This window comes from Streptobacillus ratti, assembly GCF_001891165.1.
GTDB classification, from domain to species: Bacteria; Fusobacteriota; Fusobacteriia; order Fusobacteriales; family Leptotrichiaceae; genus Streptobacillus; species Streptobacillus ratti.
This window is the reverse complement of sequence record NZ_LKKW01000011.1, coordinates 1-17267: the sequence shown is the minus strand read 5'-3', so window position 1 is coordinate 17267 and position 17267 is coordinate 1. Positions and strand designations below refer to the sequence as shown.

Sequence of the window (17267 nt, the reverse complement as noted above, 5' to 3'; positions counted from 1 at the left end):
GATGAGTATAAGAGATTTTGATAGTATTCAAATTAAACTTGCTTCACCTGAAAAGATATTGGAATGGTCTTATGGAGAAGTAACTAAATCAGAAACTATAAACTATAGAACATTAAAACCAGAACCAGATGGTCTTTTTTGTGAGAAAATATTTGGACCAACAAAAGATTATGAATGTACATGTGGTAAACACAAAAAAATGAAAGATAAAGGAACTGTATGTGAAAAATGTAAAGTTACTATTACAACTTCTAAAGTTAGAAGAGAAAGAATGGGACACATTAAACTTGCAACTCCTATAGCTCATATTTGGTATTCTAAAGGAACTCCAAATAAAATGAGTTTACTTTTAGGTATAAGTACTAAAGAACTTGAAGCTGTTCTATATTTCTCAAGATATATAGTTATAGATGGAGGAAATACTGAATTTAATAAAAATCAAATTATTAGAGAACAACAGTACAGATTATGCACAGAAAGCAATGATCGTGGTTCATTCCGTGCTAAAATGGGAGCTGAGGGTATTTTAGAATTGTTACAAGAATTAGAATTACCAGTTTTAGAAAAAGAATTAGAAGAAGAAATTGATAGAGAAAATTCAAGTCAAAAAAGAAAGAAAATGGTAAAAAGATTAAAAATAGTTAGAGATTTTATTAGTTCAGGAAATAAACCTGAATGGTTAATTTTAACTATATTACCAGTTATACCAGCAGATTTAAGACCACTAGTACAACTTGATGGTGGAAGATTTGCAACAAGTGATTTAAATGATTTATATAGAAGAGTAATAAATAGAAATATTAGATTACAAAAATTAATAGATTCTAATGCTCCAGAAATTATGATAAGAAATGAAAAAAGAATGCTACAAGAAGCAGTAGATGCTCTAATAGATAATGGTAGACGTGGGAAGCCAGTTGTTACTCAATCTAATAGAGAACTTAAATCATTATCAAATATGTTAAAAGGTAAACAAGGAAGATTTAGACAAAACTTACTTGGGAAACGTGTGGATTATTCAGGACGTTCAGTTATAGTTGTAGGTCCAAATCTAAAAATTCATCAATGTGGATTACCTAAGAAAATGGCATTAGAATTATATAAACCATTTTTAATGAGAGAATTAGTTAAAAGGGGTATATCTAGCAATGTTAAAACTGCTAAAAAAATGGTTGAAGAAGAAAACGAAGCAGTTTGGGAATTAATAGAAGAAATTATTAAAAACCACCCAGTGTTATTAAACCGTGCCCCAACTTTACATAGACTATCAATACAAGCATTTGAACCAACATTAATTGAGGGGAAAGCTATTAGACTTCACCCATTAGTATGTTCTGCATTTAATGCCGATTTTGATGGAGACCAAATGGCAGTTCATTTAGTTTTATCACCAGAGGCACAACTTGAAGCTAAGTTATTAATGCTTGCTACTAATAATATTATTGCACCATCAAGTGGTAAACCTATAGCAGTTCCATCTCAAGATATGGTTATGGGATGTTATTACATGACTAAAGAAAGACTAGGAGAAATAGGAGAAAATAAATATTTTTCTAGTATAGAACAATTAACTACAGCATACCAAAATGAAAAAGTTGGTGTCCATGCTTTAGTAAATGTAAGAATAAATGGTGAAATTATTAAAACTACACCTGGTAGAATAATATTTAACCAATTATTACCAGAAGAAATTAGAAATTATGAAGTTACTTTTGGTAAAGTTGAATTAGGTAAATTAATTGCAGGATTATATGAACAATATGGATTTGAAAAAACTTGTGAATTAATAGATAAAATTAAAGAATTTGGATATCACTTTGCTACATTTGCTGGAGTAAGTGTAGGTATAGAAGATTTACAAATTCCAGCTGAGAAAAAAGCTATACTTGCTAAAGCAGATCAAGATGTTGTAGATATTGAAAATGCTTATAAAGCAGGGGAAATTATTAATGATGAAAGATATAGAAGAACAGTTCAAGTGTGGAATAAGGCTACTAATGATGTAACTAAAGCCATGATGGACAGCCTAGATCAATTTAATCCTGTATATATGATGGCAAACTCTGGAGCTAGAGGATCTATTGCACAAATTCGTCAATTAGGAGGAATGCGTGGAATGATGTCAAATACTAAAGGGGAAATTATTGAAATACCAATTAAAGCCAACTTTAGAGAGGGATTAAACGTATTAGAGTTCTTTATGTCATCACATGGTGCGAGAAAAGGACTAGCAGATACAGCTTTAAGAACTGCCGATTCAGGATATTTAACAAGAAGACTTGTAGATGTTTCTCATGAATTAATAGTTAATAAAGATGACTGTGGTTGTGGAAATCATGGAATAGAAGTAAGTGATTTAACTTATGAAGGTAAAGTTATAGAAAAATTAGAAGAAAGAATATATGGAAGATTTTTAGCTGAAAATTTAGTAGATAATGGAAAAGTAATAGCTAAAGCAAATACTTTAATTACTAAGAATTTATTAGCTGAAATAGTTAAGAGAAATATAACTAGCGTTAAGATGAGATCTCCTTTAACATGTAAACTTGATAAAGGTGTATGTAAAAAATGTTATGGAGTTGATTTATCTAATCATAAAGAAGTATTACTTGGAGAAGCGGTAGGAGTTATTGCAGCTCAATCAATAGGAGAACCAGGAACTCAGCTTACAATGCGTACTTTCCATACAGGAGGGGTTGCAACGGGTTCTGAAGTTCAATCTGATTATAGAGCAGATGAAGATGGAAAAATTAAATTTGAAAATATTGAAACATTTACTTATCCAGATGGAAGAGAAATAGTTGTTTCATCAATAGGTAAAGTAATTTTAGGTAAATATCGTTATGAAGTACCATCAGGATCAGTGCTAAGAGTTAAAAATAATGAAAAGGTAACAAAGGGGCAAATTTTAATAGAATTTGATCCTTTCCAAACTCCAACTATTTCAACAGTAGCTGGTCGTATAGAATTTAGAGATATCTATATTAAAGAAAATATAGATGTTAAATATGATGTTATTGAAAGATTAGCTATTAAACCTATAGAAAGTACTCAAGTTAAACCAAGAGTAATAGTATATGATGATAAAGGTAAGAAAATTAAAGAATATCATATAAATTACGGTTCTTATCTATTATTTAAAGAGGGAGAAATGATTAAACCAGGAGATATAATTTCTAAATTACCTAAAACAGGTGGAGGAAATAAAGATATTACTGGAGGTCTTCCAAGAGTTCAAGAATTATTTGAAGCTAGAAACTTAAAAGGCAAAGCTATACTTGCTAATGTTGGTGGTAGAATTAAATTCTCAGATAAAACTAAAAAAGGTATGAGAGTTGTTGAAATTCATGATATAGATAAAGATACTGTAATAGAAGAATATTCAATACCTGCTGGAGAGCATTTAGTAGTTTCAAATGAAATGATAATAAATGCTGGAGATAAATTAACAGAGGGGCCTATATCACCACATGACATCTTAAGAATTAAAGGAGCAGTTGAAGCACAACAATTTATACTTGAATCAGTACAAGAAGTATATAGAAGCCAAGGTGTTACTGTTAATGATAAACATATAGAAATAATAGTTAAACAAATGTTCCAAAAAATTAGAATTAAAGAATCAGGAGATTCATTATTCTTAGAAGATGAATTAGTAGATAAGAAAGTAATTGAAAGAGAAAACAAGATATTAGTTTCTAAAGGTAAAAGACCTGCAATTTTTGAACCAGTTATTCAAGGTATAACAAAAGCAGCTGTAAATACAGAAAGCTTTATATCAGCATCTTCATTCCAAGAAACAACTAAAGTATTGGCAAATGCAGCAGTTGAAGGAAAAGTAGATAGACTTGAAGGACTTAAAGAAAATGTAACTATAGGTAAGAAAATACCTGGAGGAACAGGATTTAAAAATTATAAGGACTTAAATCTATTTTTAGGTGAAGTTGACGAGAAAATAATAGATGAAATATAATATATGAGGGGAGATATCCCCTTGTATATTAATTAGGAGAGTAAAGATGAAAGGGAAATTATTCATAGTTTCAGGACCATCAGGTTCTGGGAAATCAACTGTTACAAAACTAGTAAGAGATATGTTAAATATACCTTTAGCAATTTCTGTAACTACTCGTCAAATGAGAACTGGAGAAGTTGATTGTAAGGATTATTACTTTATAACTAAGGAAGAATTTGAAAAGAAAATTAATGAAAATGGATTATTTGAATATGCAAATGTTCATGGTAATTATTATGGTACATTAAATTCAGAAATTGAAAAACATTTAGAAAATGGTCAAAATGTTATTCTTGAAATAGATGTTCAAGGGGGAGTTATAGCTAAAAGTAAAAGAAATGACTCTATTTTGATATTTTTTAAAGCTCCTAATCTTGAAGAATTAGAAAAAAGATTAAGAGGCAGAAATACAGATAGTGATAAAGTAATACAAAAAAGATTGGAAAATGCTATTAAAGAACTTGAATATGAAAAAGATTATGATTATACAATAATTAATCATAGTATTGAAGATTCTTGTAAGCAACTTATTGATATCATAGCTAAAGGAGAAATACTATGAAAAAGGAAAAAATTTCAGTAGATGAATTATTGAAAAAAGTACCTAATAAATATGAATTAGCTATCTTAGCTGGTAAAGCAGCTAGGAAAGAATTTATAGAGGGTGTAGAAAAATTTAAAATTATAGATAATGTATTTGAAGATATATTAGAGGAAAAAGTTAAAATTATTGAAAATGATTAACATATTGTCTTGACAATTTTAAATATCGCACTATACTTATATTACGGAGGAGTGTATGTATAAACTGTCTGAAGATGAAGAAAAAATAATTAATAACGTTGATATAGTTGACCTAATAGGGCAATATGTTGATTTAAATAAGGCAGGAGCAAGTTACAAGGGATATTCTCCTTTTAAAAGCGAAAATACTCCATCATTTTCTGTACATCCGACAAAAAAAATTTTTAAGGATTTTAGTTCAGGAAAAGCTGGAAATGTAATAAAGTTTTATTCATATATAAAAAATATTTCTTATTATGAAGCATTACATGAGCTTGCCCAAAAATATGGTATTAGTATAAAAAAAAGTAATTCAAAATATATTATTAAAGATAATATTGGACATAAAATTTTAAAAGATGCACTAGAATTTTTTAAATTAAATTTTGAAAAATCACCAGAAGCTAAAGAATATTTAATTAATAGAGGATTTAATTTAAATGATTTAAATAGATATGATATAGGATATGCTACTAGTGATTGGCATTCACTTTATTATTATTTAAAAGAAAAGTATGAAGTCGAAGAATTAATTAAATTAGGTTTAGTTATGGTAAGTAGTACAGATAATGATAATATTTATGATGTGTTTAGAGAAAGAATAATATTTCCAATATTTAATAGTCATCAACAAATAGTTGGTTTTGGTGGAAGATATATAGGTGATAATATAAATATACCTAAATATATAAATTCTACTGAAAGCTATGTCTTTGATAAAAGTGGTGAATTATATGGATTATTTAATAAAGGTATAGAGATAAAAGAGAAAAAATATGCTATATTAATGGAAGGTTTTTTAGATGTGCTTAGTTCACATATTAATACTTTTAATAGTGCAGTTGCCTCTTTAGGAACAGCCTTTACTGAAAAACAAGCAAAACTATTAAAGAAATATACAGATAATATAATTATAATGTATGATAAAGATGAAGCTGGTCAAAAAGCAACTAGATCAGTAATAAATATATTAAACAAATTAGAGTTTAATATTAAATGTGCTAGTTTACCTGATGATGTAAAAGATCCTGATGAATATTTTAAAAAATATGGCAAAGATGATTTTTTTAAGATATTAGGTAAATCTGTAGGAGCATTAGATTATGTATTTGAAATGAATTTAAAAGATTTTGATTTTACTCAAACTACTTCAAAAAGAGAAGCAATAGAATTGATGAAATCATATTTTGAAAACATAACTAATGATATAGTATATAGTGTTGAAATAGAAAAATTTTCAAAATTAATAGATGTAGAAACTAAATATATTTTATCAAAGTATATGAGAAACACTAATAAAAATACAAATATTGTTAAAAAATTTGTTGAAGATAGTTCTAATGAAAAGATAAATAAACAAGAAGAATTAGAAAAATTAAGTATAGTTTTTTTGTTACTAGGAAAAGAAGTAGATCAAATATTGTATAATATGCTTAAATCTTTTCAATTTCAAAGTAATAAATATATAGAACTACATAAAAAGCTTTTATCTGTAGATTATAAAATGTATAAAGCTTCCTCTCTTATTTTAACTAAAGATGAAGAGGAATTTATGATAGAAACAACATGTGGATTTAAAAATAACTATACAGATGAAGACTATATTAGAATAATTAAAACTTGGTTAGAATTACTGATAAAAAAATATGAAGATTCAATTGATATATTACCTATTAATGAAAAAATTGATAAAAAGATATATATAGGTAAATTATTAAATAAACTTAGAAATATTGTGAATATTAATACTTTGGAGAAATGTTATAAAGAAATAATAGTTTTAAAGGGAGATTGAAATGGCGGCTAAAAATATAGATTTAAAGGAAAGTTTATCTAATTTAATCAAAATAGCGAAAGAAGAGAAAATTATTAGTAGAGAAGAAATTAATAAATTAATGAAAAATAATTTCTCTCAAGATAAAATAGAAGCTACATTTTTTAAGTTGCAAGAATTAAATGTAGAAATTGTAAATAAAATAGCCGACAAAAATAAATCGAAAAAAGAAGTAGAAAAAATAAAAAGAGAAGAGCCAGAAATAAATATCGATGAAAAAGAAGTCGAAGCCCTATTAAACGAAGATTTAACAACTGTTAGTGAATCATCAGATGTTGATGAACCAATTAAAATGTATTTAAGAGAAATAGGTCAAATACCTTTACTTAAAAGTGAGGAAGAGTTTGAATTAGCAAAACGTATAGGTGAAGGTGATGAAAGAGCCAAACAACAATTAATGGAATCAAATTTAAGATTAGTTGTAAGTATTGCTAAAAAACATACAAATAGAGGTTTAAAATTACTTGATTTAATCCAAGAGGGTAATATAGGATTAATGAAAGCAGTTGAAAAATTTGAATCGGATAAAGGGTTTAAGTTTTCAACATATGCTACATGGTGGATAAGACAAGCTATAACAAGAGCTATAGCTGATCAAGGTAGAACTATAAGAATACCTGTACATATGATAGAAACTATAAATAAGATAAAGAAAGCATCGAGAATACATTTACAAGAAACAGGGAAAGAACCTACTGATGATTATTTAGCTGAAATAGTTGAAATGCCAGTAGAAAAAGTTAAAAATATTTTAGAAATGAATCAAGATCCAATATCATTAGAAACTCCAGTAGGAAGTGAAGATGATTCAGAATTAGGAGATTTTGTTGAAGATGATAAATTCTTAAATCCTCATGAAGCTACAGTAAGATCTGTATTAAAAGAAAAATTAAATGATATACTTAGAAAAGAACTTAATGAAAGAGAAGAACAAGTATTAAGATTAAGATATGGGCTTGATGATGGTGCTCCTAAAACTTTAGAAGAAGTTGGAAAAATATTTGATGTAACAAGAGAAAGAATACGTCAAATAGAAGTTAAGGCTATAAATAAATTGAAAAATATTAAAAAGAAAAAAGGATTAGAAGATTTTAGAAATTAGAGTGATTTAATCACTCTTGTTTCTAAATACAAAAGAATTGACAAATATTATAAAATATGTTATTATTTTGTAGTAAAAGAAAATATCAATATTTTGATATTAAAAAAGTAGAATTTTGATTCTCACCTTTCCATAGCGTTTAGTGTGCATATGCTTAATATGAGTTAGGTTATTGTTAATTAATTTATGTTAGATTATGTCTAATAAATTTTTATTGATGATTGAGAACAAGATTTTATCTTGTTTTTTTATTACAAAAATATAGGAGGTGTTCTTTATTAAGGGAACTGGAAAAACTGATGGGTCTAGGATCAATGATGAAATTAGAGCTAAAGAAATAAGATTAATTTCAGAGGAAGGTGGACAATTAGGTGTAATGTCTTTCCATGATGCTTATAACATAGCTCAAGAAAAAAATCTTGATTTAGTAGAAATGTCTTCAAATAATGGAGTATCAGTATGTAAAATAATGGATTATGGGAAATATCGTTATGAAAAAATAAAAAAAGATAAAGAAAATAAAAAAAGACAAAAAAATACTGTAATTAAAGAGATAAGAGTTAAACCTCATATTGATACACATGACATGGAAACTAAAATTAATCAAATTGATAAATTTTTAGAAAAAGAAAATAAAGTAAAAATCAGTTTAAGATTATCAGGAAGAGAGAAAATGCACTCAGAAACTGCTATAAAAGTTCTTGATGAATTTGCAAATGTCTTTGAAGATAAAGCTATAGTTGAAAAAAAATATGGTAGAGAGCAAGTTCAAAAATTTATTATGCTTTCACCTAAAAAATAGACAAGAGGAGGAAAAAATATGCCAAAGATGAAAACACACAAAGGAGCTAAAAAAAGAATTAAAGTAACAGGAACAGGTAAATTCGTAGTTAAACATTCAGGAAAAAGTCATATATTAACTAAGAAAACTCATAAGAGAAAGAAAAGATTAGGAAAAGACCAAGTATTAGATGGTGGAATGGCTAAAAAAGCATCAAGATTATTAGCAGGACAAGCAGGAAGATAATAACTTATAAGGAGGAAAGAAAATGCCAAGAGTAAAAACAGGAATAGTAAGAAGAAAAAAACATAAAAAAGTATTAAGTGAAGCAAAAGGATATAGAGGAGCTACAAAAACTAATTATAAAAAGGCTAATGAAGCTGTTAAAAAAGCTATGGCTTATGCAACAGAACATAGAAAATTAAAGAAAAGAACAATGAGAGAATTATGGATAATCAGAATTAATGCAGCAACTCGTGCTGAGGGATTATCATATTCAAGATTTATGAATGGATTAAAGAAATTAAATATAGAATTAGATAGAAAAGTTTTAGCAGAACTTGCTTTAAACAATTCTTCAGAATTTAAAGCTTTAGTAGAAAAAGTAAAAGCTTTATAATACATACAACTGAATTATATATATAATTCAGTTTTTTTATTAAAAATGATATAATATATTAAAAATAAAGGTGGTGTATGATGGCTTTGAAATTTGAATATAAGGGAATAGATTTTGATTTAAATAAAAATACTGTAGATAACACTTTATATGTATTCTCAAATTTTAATGATAAAATTGAAATAGAAAATAATGATAAAGATATATTTACAACCAAAAAATATATAACTGAAACTGAATTTTGGGAAAAAATACTTCTTACTAAAAAGATATTACTTAAAGAAGAAAAAGAAGTTGTATATTTTTTTAATAGTTTAAATGATGAACTTAAAAAGAAATTACAAATTAATAACTATTTTGATTGTATTGATATTGCATATAGATATTATTCTTTTATGAAAGAATATATAGAATATGGAATAGATTTAGATAAAATAGAAATACATGGTTGGCAAAAAAACATAATTAATATATATTTAACTATTAATGATATAATGTTAGAAAAATCAAGAACAGAAGATAAAATTCCTAGATATTTATTACCAATATATTCATATATTAATATTGATTATTTTAAATCTTTTAAGAATATAGTTTTTATTAACAAGTTTTCATATAATCTACTTGAAAAGAAAATACTTGAAGATATAGATAATTTATCTATATATCTTTTTATTGATAAAAATGATTATGATGAAGAGAAAAATATATTAAAAAATATAACTATGCCTAATTTAAAAGATAAGAAAATTAAGATAGTAGAATGTAGTGATAAATATAGTCAAACTTTAAGTATTATTGATAATATAGAATTTAATACTTTTTATGATATGGAAGAAAAGAAAATAGATGAAATTAAATCAGAAAATGTATATATAAATCAAAATGAGATTGCTAATACTTTTGATTTTTCATTTAATAAAACTGTAGCATATAATATAATAACTAAGATATATACAGCTATTAATAATGAAATTAATGGTAGATATTTAATATTAGATATATATAAATTGTACGCTATAAAAGAATTTAGAAAAGAGTTTAATATATCAGAAAATGATATAGATACTTTATTTAGAGAATCAAAGTATGGAAATATATATATTGATAGTAATAAATTAAAAAGTCTAAGCTTATTAGATGAAATGAAAGAATATAAGAGTAAGGAAGAGTATTTAGATAAATTAACAAAGATTGGAAATATTAAATCAGATAAAGAATACATGTTTAATACAAGTTTTACATATTTTGAAGCACTAAGTGAAGTAAATGTGTTAGATTTTTCTTTTTTGACTAATTTTTCAAGTGAATATTTAATATTATTTACAAAATATTTAGATAGAAAAACTTTACATATAAATTTATCTGATAATAATAGTAAGATATTAGATATTAAAAAATTAAGTACAGGAGCTAAAGAAAATTTAGCTTTAATTAATGTTCAAGGTAATGTTTTTGTTAAAGATAGAAATATATTTTCTAAGGTACAAAGTAGTGAATTAGGATTACCTGTATCTGATAATTTAATATATGAGAATTTGTATAATGTATATAGAAATATAGCTATATCAAATAATATATATATAAGTTATATAAAAAATGAAGATGAAAATATTTCTGAAATGCCATTTTTAACTGAATTAATGTTTAATCATGGATTAAAGGCTGAAAAAAAAGAAATTACAATGAGTGAAAAAGCTGAAATATTGAATCAATTATTAAATAAAAGTGGTATAAAAAAAGTTGATAGTGATGTTTATTTAACATGTAATGATGTTATGTATAAGAAAGATTTAATTTCTGATTTTAATAAAATATCTGTTACTAAATTGCTTAATCTTATTAATTCAGAAATAGAATATTACCTTTCAGATAAAATAGAAAAAAGTGATATATATAATGAGGATATAGAAAGTATTGAAGTAGGAAATATTACACATAGTATTATGGAATTAATAATAAATAAAGTAGATAAAAATATAAAATACATTAAAGATGAAATATTATTACAATATATAACAGAAGCTATAAATACTGTAATTAATCAAAAAGAAAATAATATTTTAGAAAAATATAAAAAGTATTTTTATATCACATATTTAAATGATTTACCTAAAACAATATTAGATTTTTTTGATAAATTAAAAAATATATTATCAAATGAAAATGTATTAAATATTTATAGTGAAAAAGAAGTTAGTTTTGATTTAGAAATATTAGATAGAACAATTAAAGTTATAGGTAAAACAGATTTAGTTATAGAAACAGAAAATAAATATATAATAATTGACTTTAAGACAGGTAAATTTAAAAAAGAAAAAATAAAAGTTTATGCAAATCAAGTAACTATATATTCTTATATGAATGAATTTGAAGATAAGGAAAAAATAGGATATATTAGTTTTATTCAAACATTTGACACTTTAGAAGAAATAAATGTTGAAAAGGCAGATGTAGATAAAGAAAAAATAAAAGATGCTCTAACTCAATTTATAACTGGAGATATTTTTGAATTTGGTGAGGAAAATAAATATTCTAATTTTAAGGAGGTAATTAAGTATGAAAAAAATTAAAACAGTAGTAAAAGCTAGTGCTGGTACTGGTAAAACATATAGATTATCTTTAGAGTATATATATTTTCTTTTGCTTGATATAGATTTTAGAAATATTTTAGTAATGACTTTTACAAAAAAGGCTACGGCTGAAATAAAGAATAGAATTTTTGAATTTCTTTTGACAATAATTTCTAAGGGTAAAAATTATGAAGAGTTAATGAAGAATATAGAAAATAATTTTGAGTATAAGTTTAAAGATGGTGATATAGAAAAATTAACTGATATATATAAGGATATGTTGATTAATAAGAATAGGGTTAGAATAGATACTATAGATGGATTTACTTCTAAGGTATTTAATACTTGTATTGCTGAACCTATATTAGAAATGTATAACTATAACATATTAACAGAAGATACAGATACTGATAAAACATTGTATACAGACTTTGTAATGAATTTATTAAATAATAAAGAATTTGATTTTAAGTTTAGTAGTAGAAATATAAAGGATATAATAAAAGAGATTAAAACAAACTTTTTATATAACAAAAATGAATTACTAAGTATAGAAAAACTTGAAGAAAAATATACTTTAAATGATGTTATAAATAAAGCTAAAAATTTATTCTTTAATGATTTAAAAATAGAATATAATGGTGAAGAAGCTAAAATGAAAGCCGATACTATTAGGATATTAAATGCTTTAGAAAAAATTAATTCAAGTAATATGGAAATGGAATATAAAAATCTAAGGTCATTATTTAATAAAATAAATACAATGAAAAATGTATTTAATACTAAAGAGAAAAAAAAGGATGTAGTAAAATATCTATTTGAAAAAAATTATGAATTAAGTAAAAAAATACAAGATTTTCAATTAATTAGATATAGTTATGAAAGTACTAAGAAAACAAATGAGTTATTAAAAAATCATAAGATAGTTTTTGATGAAGATTTTAGATTAAAAAAAGAAAATAAGTTACTAGACTTTAATGATATAACATACTATACCTTTAAATATATGTTTGATGAAAAGTTAGGGTTAGTAAAAAATGGAAAAGTTACAGAATATTTTTATGAATTAATGGACGGTAAAATAGAAGCTTTAATGGTAGATGAGTTTCAAGATACAAGTGTACTTCAGTTTAAGTTTATTAAATTAATAATGGACGGTGCAAAGATTGTTACTTGTGTAGGAGATGAAAAACAGAGTATATATGAATGGCGTGGAGGATATAAGAAATTATTTGAAGATTTAGATAAGTCATTAGGTGAAGATACTATAATAAAAACTTTAGATACCTGCTATAGATCTGAAAAGAATATTATTTCTTTTGTAAATGATATATTTACAAGGATTCCAAGTTATAGATATGATGAAGTTAAATCAAGTAAAGAAGAAAAAAATGCTGGGTATGTTGAAACAATTTTAGTAGAAAAGAATAATAAAGATGAAGATAGTATAATAAAGAAAATAGTTGAAAAAATTAAGGAAAATAAAGATTTTACAAATACAGCTGTATTATTGAGAGATAATAATAAATTAGAGAAAATTGCTAAATATTTAGATGAGGAAAATATTAGATATTCTTTAATGACTAAATCAAATATATTAGATGTTAATTCTGTAAAAACTGCACATAAATTAGTTAAATATTTAGTTACTAGAAATGAGATGAATAAATATGAATTTTTAAGAAGTGATATTAAAAAATATAGTTTAAATGAAATAAATGATGTTATTCAAGGTGAAATAGATGAAGATATTGAATATTTCAAAGATAATTTTGATAAACATAATTCTTTTAATTCAAATAATTTTGATTTTGGTAAGGAATATATAGAAAGATTTGGATATAGTTTAAACGATGATTCTAATGATATATTAAACTTGAATTTTTATTTTGAGAAAATGAAAGAATTTTCAAATATATATGATTTTTATGAGAATATTGAAAAAAATAAAGTATTTAAGAAATCTATTATTGAAAAAGAGGGAATAATATTAAGTACTATTCATGCTTCTAAGGGACTTGAATACAAAAATGTATATACTTATGATGATAGCTTTAATGATGTGAAAATAGGATTAAAAAAATATGTATCCTATGATGATGAGTATAATATAAGTGGATTTAGAATGTGTGATTATAATATTTTAAATAAAATGATTAAAGAAATAAATGATGATGATACATTAAATGAAATTGAAAAAGCTGATTTAATGGATAATTTAAAACAATTTGAGAACGCATATAATGAATACACTACTATAAATAAAGGTAATTCAGATGCTTATTTAAATCTTAACTATGTAGCATATACTAGAGCAAAAGAGAATTGCTATATCTTCTATGGAATTCAAGGACCTTTAATTAAGGAAGAAAAAAGTGTAGGAAATAGAGATATATCTGATGTTGAAATTAAGGAAAAGGATATTTTAGATTACTCAAAATATTCTAATTATTTTACTCAAAGTAATTATATTAATGTTAATGATGAAAAATATACTGTGGAAAGAATAGAAAGACAAAAAGAGGGTAGTGCAATACATTACTTTTTTGAAGTGTATAATGGGAATGTAGATATTGCAATAGATATAGTTAAAAAGAAATATGGTAATTTATTATCTGATTTAAGTTTTAATAGAGTACTTGATTTGATAGAAAAAAACATAAAAAGATATAAACATATATTAGAAAGTAAGAATATAAAGTATTCAGAATTTAAAATTTTTGATAAAGAAGATAATGATAAAATGTATATTATAGATTTATTATTAATAGATAAAGAGAAAAAAAAGGCATATATTTATGATTTTAAAATAGGTCATAATGTTGTTAATAATCCTAAATATATTAAGCAATTAGAGGGATATAAAAGAATTTTGAAAAATGAAATTATTGATTATGAAATATTTATAGAAATACTTCCTCTTGATGAATAATAAAAAAGCCTGATTAATGTATTAATATCCAATAATTGGATAGATTACATAAAAACAGGCTTTTTTAATTAACTAAAATATTGTATGAAAAAGGTAATAATAGTAATATTGAAAAAATCTATAAATAATGCTCCTACTATAGGAACAACTAAGAATGCAAGTTTTGAATAACCAAATTCTTCATTTATTGATTTCATATTTGCTAAAGCATTAGGTGTAGCTCCCATACCAAATCCCATATGTCCTGCTGAAATAACTGCTGCATCAAAGTTTCTGCCCATAATATTGAATGTAATGTATCTTATAAACACATATATAGTAATAACTTGAGCTAATAGAAGTATAGCAAGTGGTCCAGCAAGGTCAAATAATTGCCATAATTTTAATGAAATTAGAGCGACAGACAAGAATAAGCTAAGTGATATACTTTCTAATATTTGTATCTCTTTCATAGGAATTTCCTTATACAATACATCAAATAAATTTCTAATTATTGCTGCTATAAACATAGGGCCTATATATACAGGCAATTGTAATCCTATCTTTTTAAACCAAATATTTAATATTGTCCCACTACTCATAGATAAAAGTAAAATGAAAAATGCTTTTGCAAATCTTTCCTCATCAAGTTCATGTATTTTATCATCTTCTTTTATTATATCATCTACTTGGTCATTAGATTTAAGCTTATATTTCTGTATCAACTTTTTCCCAAGTGGTGGTCCTATTAATGAACCTATAACAGTACCAAAAGTTGCAGCAGCAATTGCTATAGTTTTTAATCCGTCTATTTGTATATTTTCAGATATTGCTATAGAAGTTCCATGTCCCCCTGTCATAGGAGTTGAACCAGTCATTAATGCCATTAAAGGGTTAATATTTAAAATTTTTCCAACTATTAATGCTATTCCGTTTTGAAAAAATATCAATAAAACTGCAACAAATAAGAAGTGTATAAGTTTAATTCCACCTTTTTTAATTAACTTGAAACTAGCATTAAATCCAATACTAGTAAAGAACATTATCATAAAAAAGTTTTGTAATGTAGTATCAAAATTAAATTCAACTATTTTTAAATATCTTAATATTAATGTTATTATTGAAAAAATTATTCCACCAATAACTGGATTAGGAATACAGTATTTTTGTAATAATGGTGTTCTCTTTTTTAATTTTATACCTAAAATTAAAAATATTACAGCAATACCGATAGTTTGTATCATATCAAATTCAATTATATATTTCATAAATACCTCCAAATAAATATTATAATACAATATTAATGGAAAAAAATCAATTATATTATATTTATGTAAAGATTTATGAAATATATATTGAAGTGGATTAAAAGATTGCATAAAAATTTCACATAAAGCTATTGACAAAATATCGGGGGGGGGGTATAATGTTTAGAGTTATTAAAAAAGGAAAAAAAGGAGAAAGTTGTGAGTAAAAATTGGTATGTTAGGAGTATCATTTTTTTTATGTCGATTTTGGCTAATGCTGAAACAATTGATGATAGAATAAATGAAGATATCAAAAAAATACATGATATTGAAAAAGAAATTAAGTATGATAAAACTATTAAAGATCCAAAAGATAAAGTTCACATAGGTGATAAAGAAAAAGTAAATATTGAACTTAATAAAGATTATACAACTTCTGGAGAGAATAACATATATTCAGAGACTAATGAAATACCAGATAGTTTAAAAATTGTAAATAATACAAACATTTTAATTGAAAAAGATACTAAATTTGTTAGATTTGATAAAATAGGTGAAGAGGGGTATTCAAATTTAATATATATTTTAAATAATAAAAAAATTGATACTAATAAAGAAGGAATAAATTTAAGGTCAAAATATATATATTTTAAAAATTCAAAAGATGCAATATTAAAAAATTCAATAGGTGATAACTATAGGGATAATAACTTTTTTTCTGAAGAATTAACAGTTTTAGATAATGCTGGAACAATAGAGGGACATACTTCAGTACATGGACTTAATAAAGTAAGTTTAATAAATAGAAAGACAGGATTATTAACTGGTAGGTTATATGTTTTAGCCCATGAGGGTAGTTTAGATTTTAAGAATGAGGGAAAAATTAAAGTAGAAAGAATTTTTACTAGAACTATGTCAAAATATTCATTTGTAAATTCTGGTGAAATAGAGTCTAATATAATTGAAAATGAAATGACTGGAGAGATAGATTTAGAAATTGGAATTGATTTTATAAACACAAAAACTGGTAAGATTAAAACACAAGACATATTTGTTTCTTCTGAAGAATTAAATTTTCAAAATTTTGGTAATATAGAAAATAGTGGGAAATTTAATCTTTATACTGTAAAGGGGAAAATAGAAAATAATGGTAGAATTAAAGGTAATATAAATATTGTTCATTATGATGATGAACATCCGATAAAAAAAACCAAAAAATTTCATTTATTAAGAGTAGATTTACAAAACGGTACATTAGAGGGTAATTTAACATTAGAAAAAGATGGAATGTCTGAAACTATTGTTACGATAAAATCTATAGACAATGTAACTGGTAATATAACTAGTAATGGAAATAATGACACTTTAAGATTAATAGGAAGCGATACAGTAAATAATAAGG

At 24.5% G+C, this 17267-nt stretch carries 11 protein-coding genes and 1 pseudogene; 11 read left to right on the top strand and 1 reads right to left on the bottom strand.

The genetic code is table 11. The annotated features are described in order from the left end of the window. The first annotated feature begins 1 nt into the window (after position 1). The 10 genes from rpoC (at position 2) to BT993_RS02945 (ending at position 14639) form a co-directional block, all read left to right on the top strand. Positions 2–3973 carry a DNA-directed RNA polymerase subunit beta' gene (gene rpoC, locus BT993_RS02990; RefSeq protein ID WP_072593163.1) on the top strand — a complete coding sequence of 1324 codons (3972 nt, stop codon included), beginning with the start codon at positions 2–4 and terminating at the stop codon, positions 3971–3973. Positions 3974–4019: 46 nt separating this feature from the next. Then, positions 4020–4577 (top strand): guanylate kinase, encoded by a 558-nt coding sequence (gmk, locus tag BT993_RS02985; RefSeq protein ID WP_072593162.1) that lies wholly within the window; start codon positions 4020–4022, stop codon positions 4575–4577. Then, entirely contained in the window at positions 4574–4759 is a 186-nt protein-coding gene (gene rpoZ / locus BT993_RS02980) for a DNA-directed RNA polymerase subunit omega (RefSeq protein WP_012858521.1), read from the top strand. The genes gmk and rpoZ overlap by 4 nt, the downstream gene beginning before the upstream one ends. Before the next feature lie 55 nt (positions 4760–4814). Next, positions 4815–6593 (top strand): DNA primase, encoded by a 1779-nt coding sequence (gene dnaG / locus BT993_RS02975; RefSeq protein WP_072593161.1) that lies wholly within the window; start codon positions 4815–4817, stop codon positions 6591–6593. Between the two features lies 1 nt (position 6594). Continuing rightward, complete coding sequence (rpoD, locus tag BT993_RS02970; RefSeq protein ID WP_072593160.1) at positions 6595–7734, top strand: RNA polymerase sigma factor RpoD; 1140 nt, start codon at positions 6595–6597, stop codon at positions 7732–7734. Positions 7735–8002: 268 nt separating this feature from the next. Beyond that, positions 8003–8536: a translation initiation factor IF-3 gene (gene infC, locus BT993_RS02965; RefSeq protein WP_072593159.1), complete on the top strand. Its 534-nt coding sequence runs from the start codon at positions 8003–8005 to the stop codon at positions 8534–8536. Positions 8537–8554: 18 nt separating this feature from the next. Next, positions 8555–8761, top strand: coding sequence for a 50S ribosomal protein L35 (rpmI, locus tag BT993_RS02960; RefSeq protein WP_072593158.1), 207 nt, complete (start codon positions 8555–8557; stop codon positions 8759–8761). A 22-nt stretch (positions 8762–8783) separates the two neighbouring features. Continuing rightward, positions 8784–9134, top strand: coding sequence for a 50S ribosomal protein L20 (rplT, locus tag BT993_RS02955; RefSeq protein ID WP_072593157.1), 351 nt, complete (start codon positions 8784–8786; stop codon positions 9132–9134). A gap of 77 nt (positions 9135–9211) precedes the next feature. Continuing rightward, positions 9212–11707: a PD-(D/E)XK nuclease family protein gene (locus tag BT993_RS02950; protein ID WP_083557369.1), complete on the top strand. Its 2496-nt coding sequence runs from the start codon at positions 9212–9214 to the stop codon at positions 11705–11707. Further along, positions 11694–14639, top strand: coding sequence for a UvrD-helicase domain-containing protein (locus BT993_RS02945; RefSeq protein WP_072593155.1), 2946 nt, complete (start codon positions 11694–11696; stop codon positions 14637–14639). Before BT993_RS02950 ends, BT993_RS02945 begins: the two co-directional genes overlap by 14 nt. A gap of 68 nt (positions 14640–14707) precedes the next feature. Here the strand turns inward: BT993_RS02945 and gltS are convergent, their stop codons facing one another. Then, positions 14708–15886 carry a sodium/glutamate symporter gene (gltS, locus tag BT993_RS02940; protein ID WP_072593154.1) on the bottom strand — a complete coding sequence of 393 codons (1179 nt, stop codon included), beginning with the start codon at positions 15884–15886 and terminating at the stop codon, positions 14708–14710. A 237-nt stretch (positions 15887–16123) separates the two neighbouring features. Between gltS and BT993_RS02935 the strand changes: the two are divergent. Further along, positions 16124–17267: pseudogene (locus BT993_RS02935) on the top strand (autotransporter domain-containing protein); the annotation flags it as partial.